This window comes from Caballeronia sp. BR00000012568055, from assembly GCF_029439455.1.
Taxonomy (GTDB): Bacteria; Pseudomonadota; Gammaproteobacteria; order Burkholderiales; family Burkholderiaceae; genus Caballeronia.
This window is the reverse complement of record NZ_JAQFVG010000076.1, coordinates 1-3,519: the sequence shown is the minus strand read 5'-3', so window position 1 is coordinate 3,519 and position 3,519 is coordinate 1. Positions and strand designations below refer to the sequence as shown.

Sequence of the window (3,519 nt, the reverse complement as noted above, 5' to 3'; positions counted from 1 at the left end):
AGCGGAACTTTGCGGAACACGTTCATGCGCGGGATTCGTGAATGGCGTTCATGAGCTGTTGCAATCTTTTCTTTTGTCAGGCCCTATTCCACAAGGATACATTAAGTCAACCTCGTTTCTACACCGGTCCGATTGCTGAACAGGAGACAACTGCGGCGATCGGAGGTTGTCGAGGCGTCCACTTTGTATCTTTTGCCTTTCCGCAGGAAAAGCCATGACAATGATTACGGAGGCCGAGCCGAAAGCCGGCTCGACGTCAGCCCAAGCCGCCACACTTTCCAAGCTCGCCGATCACGCCTATCGCATTCGCCGCTTTGCGCTGCGCATGGGTGAAGTCCAGGGTCAGGGTTATATCGGCCAGGCACTCGGACTCGCCGATGCACTTGCGGTCACGTGGTGCCACGCGATGAACATTCGCCCCGAAGATCCCGAATGGGAAGGCCGCGATCGCTTTCTGCTGTCGCACGGCCACTATGCCATCGCGCTGTATGCCGCGCTGATCGAAGCAGGCATGATCCCCGAAGCGGAACTGGAAACCTACGGCTCGGACGACAGCCGCCTGCCGATGTCCGGCATGGCAACGTACACGCCCGGCATGGAAATCTCGGGCGGCTCGCTGGGTCAAGGCTTGACGATCGCGGTCGGCATGGCTTTGGGCTTGCGCCTCAAGGGTAATCCCGCCTTCGTCTATAACTCGATGTCCGATGGCGAACTCGATGAAGGCGCGACGTGGGAAGCCGCGTTATCGGCGGCACATCATGGCCTCGGCAATCTCATCACGATGGTCGATATCAACCGTCAGCAAGCGGACGGGGCATCGCATGAAGTGCTTGGTTTCGAACCGCTCGCAGACAAGTTCTTGTCCTTCGGCTGGCACGTCGAACGCGTGAACGGCAACGATATGCCCGCGTTGCTTGCAGCATTTGAACGCTGTCGTTCGCTATCCGAAGCAAAACCGCGCGTCGTGCTGCTCGACACGTTGATGGGCAAAGGTGTGCCTTTCCTCGAAACGCGCGAAAAGAATCACTTTATCCGGGTCGATCCGGAAGAATGGCAGCAGGCGATCGCCGTGCTCGACGAACAACACCAGCAAGGAGACAAGGCATGAGCGCCGTCGCTGACAAGAAACCCCGTTTGACGACTTCGGCGATGATCGCATCGATCGCGTCCGAAGGTCAGAAGACGCGTCCCGCACCGTTCGGTCATGCGCTGGTCGCGGAAGCGGAGAAGCGTCCGAATATCGTCGGCATGACGGCGGATTTGTCGAAGTACACGGACCTGCACATCTTCAATCAGGCGTTCCCGGAACGTCACTTTCAGATGGGCATGGCCGAACAATTGTTGATGGGCGCAGCAGGCGGCCTCGCAAAAGAAGGCTTTATTCCGTTCGCGACGACCTACGCCGTGTTCGCCACGCGCCGCGCGTATGACTTCATTCACCAGATCATCGCGGAAGAAAATCTCAACGTGAAGATCTGCGCGGCGTTGCCGGGTCTCACCACGGGTTACGGCCCGAGCCATCAGGCCACCGAAGACCTCGCATTGATGCGCGCGATTCCCGGCATGACCGTGATCGATCCATGCGATGCCCTCGACACGGAACAAGCAGTCGCCGCGATTGCCGAGCACAATGGCCCCGTCTATATGCGTCTGTTGCGCGGCAAAGTGCCCGCCGTGCTCGACGATTACGACTACACGTTCGAACTCGGCAAAGCCAAGATGCTGCGCGATGGTCAAGATGTGCTCATCATCTCGTCGGGCATCATGACCATGCGTGCGCTCGAATGCGCGCAAGCACTCGACGATGGTTCGGCGAGCGTCGGCGTGCTGCACGTGCCGACCATCAAGCCGCTGGACGAAGCCACCATCATCGAGCAATGCAGGCGTGAAGGCCGCCTCGTAATGGTGGCGGAGAACCATAGCGTGATCGGCGGATTGGGCGAAGCGGTGATGAGCGCGCTGGTGCGCAATCGCGTGATGCCGGAGTTCCGTCACGTCGGCCTGCCCGATCAGTTTCTCGATGCAGGTGCGCTGCCGACGCTGCATGATCGCTACGGCATCTCGACGGAAACGATGGTCAACAACATCAAGAACTGGCTCAGCTAAGGCGCAACTCATGAATGTGACATTTATCGGCATCGGCGCAATTGGTTTGCCGATGGCTCTGAGAATCAAAGGCGCGGGGCACGAAGTGACGGGCGTGGACCTGTCGCCGCGTGCGCGTGAAATGGCGCAGGAAAGCGGTTTAAAGGCCGCTGACGGCTTCGCTTCCGCACCCGCGGCCGATGTAGTGGTCGCGATGGTCGCAACGCCACAGCAGCTTGCATCGCTCGTTGAAAGCGTGGGCGCTGCGGTGAAGGGACAAACGTGGGTCGTCATGTCCACCGTGGGTCCGGACAGCGTGCGTGCCGAAGGCGAGCGTCTGATCGCAGCCGGCGCGCGCGTGGTCGATGCCCCCGTCACGGGCGGCACCGCGCGCGCCAAAACGGGCGAACTCGTGATCTTCGCCTCGGGCGCGCAAGCGGATATCGACACCGTGCGTCCCGTGCTCGATGCAATGGGCAAGGTGCGCATCACCGGTCCCAAACTCGGCGATGGTCAGGCAATCAAGGTCGTGAATCAACACTTGTGCTCGGTGCATATCGTGGCCGCAGCGGAAGCGCTGAATCTCGCCAGCTCGCTCGGACTCGATGCGGCTGCCGTGCTCGAACTCATCGAGAACGGCGCGGCGGGTTCGTGGATGCTGTCGGATCGCGGTCCGCGCATGCTTCAGGGCACCGACGTCAACGTCACGAGTTCGATCAACATCTTTGTTAAGGATAGCGATCTTGTCGCCTCCGCCGCACAATCGTGCGATGCGGATGTGCCCTTGCTCAAGCTCGCGAATGCGCGCTATCACGAAGCAGCCGATGCAGGCCTTGGCTTGCGTGACGACAGCCGTGTGATCGAAACCTTCCGCAAGGAATAAATATTCAACGCGTTGCAAGCGCCCGCAGAGGCGCAACGCGCAGACTTGAAGCAGGGAGACTATATAAACATGAGCAGCAACACAGAAGACCGCGCGGTCAAAGTCGCAGTCGCATCGATGATCGGATCGGCGGTCGAGAGCTACGACTTCTTTATTTACGGCACCGCCGCAGCCGCTTATTTCGGCAAGATCTTCTTTCATACCACCGAGCCGCTCGTCGGCATTCTCGCGTCCTTCGCCACGCTGGCCATCGGCTTTCTGATGCGACCGTTCGGCGGTTATCTCGCAGGACATTACGGCGATCGTCTGGGCCGCAAGGCGGTGCTGTTCTGGTCGCTTGCAGGGATGGGCGCGGCCACCGTTTTGATCGGATTCCTACCGACTTATGCGCAGGCCGGCGTGCTCGCACCAATTCTCTTGATTCTATTGCGGATGGTGCAAGGCATCGGCTTCGGTGCGGAATGGGGCGGCGCGGTGCTGATGGCGTGCGAACATGCGCCAGAAAATCGGCGCGGCTTTTTCGGCGCGGTGCCGCAGTTGGGCATTCCGCT

General features: G+C 60.0%; 4 protein-coding genes. All 4 read left to right on the top strand.

Translation table 11 applies throughout. The features are described 5' to 3' along the window. The first annotated feature begins 214 nt into the window (after positions 1–214). Complete coding sequence (locus tag P7F28_RS05740) at positions 215–1,108, top strand: transketolase (protein WP_277183526.1); 894 nt, start codon at positions 215–217, stop codon at positions 1,106–1,108. Then, complete coding sequence (locus P7F28_RS05735; RefSeq protein ID WP_277183525.1) at positions 1,105–2,106, top strand: transketolase family protein; 1,002 nt, start codon at positions 1,105–1,107, stop codon at positions 2,104–2,106. Before P7F28_RS05740 ends, P7F28_RS05735 begins: the two co-directional genes overlap by 4 nt. Continuing rightward, complete coding sequence (locus tag P7F28_RS05730; RefSeq protein WP_306805791.1) at positions 2,021–2,968, top strand: NAD(P)-dependent oxidoreductase; 948 nt, start codon at positions 2,021–2,023, stop codon at positions 2,966–2,968. The genes P7F28_RS05735 and P7F28_RS05730 overlap by 86 nt, the downstream gene beginning before the upstream one ends. Before the next feature lie 69 nt (positions 2,969–3,037). Then, positions 3,038–3,519, top strand: a 482-nt coding sequence (locus tag P7F28_RS05725) for an MFS transporter (protein ID WP_277183523.1), incomplete at its 3' end; no start/stop codon positions are given.